The organism is Vibrio sp. 10N.222.52.B7 (genome assembly GCF_041474275.1).
Taxonomy (GTDB): Bacteria; Pseudomonadota; Gammaproteobacteria; order Enterobacterales; family Vibrionaceae; genus Vibrio; species Vibrio crassostreae_C.
Genome location: NZ_JBFRTU010000503.1, coordinates 1 through 264, shown reverse-complemented (window position 1 = coordinate 264; position 264 = coordinate 1). Strand labels below are relative to the sequence as shown.

Annotated in this window: 1 protein-coding gene; it reads left to right on the top strand. The window is 44.3% G+C overall.

From position 1 onward, the window contains the following. Positions 1-264 (top strand): insulinase family protein (locus tag AB4512_RS23905; RefSeq protein WP_372175986.1); only part of this gene is annotated, 264 nt, incomplete at both ends.

Here is a 264-nt window from a genome sequence, read left to right as displayed (position 1 = left end):
GCTGCAACGCCTGCTTGTTACTCGTTTAGACGCGTACATACGTGAAGATTTAAGTCTAGATTACTCACCTTATGCTTACTATGCATCTCAAGATGGTGATACAAGCCATGACTGGTTTATTGGTGCGATGATCGACCCTAAAAATGCCGATAAGATAGAGGTCGCGATTGATAAAGTGATTGGAGACCTTCTGAAGGGCGTCTCAAATGATGAGATTAGAGCGGCAGGCAAGCAACTAGAAGCGGACTTTACGCCTTTAGATAC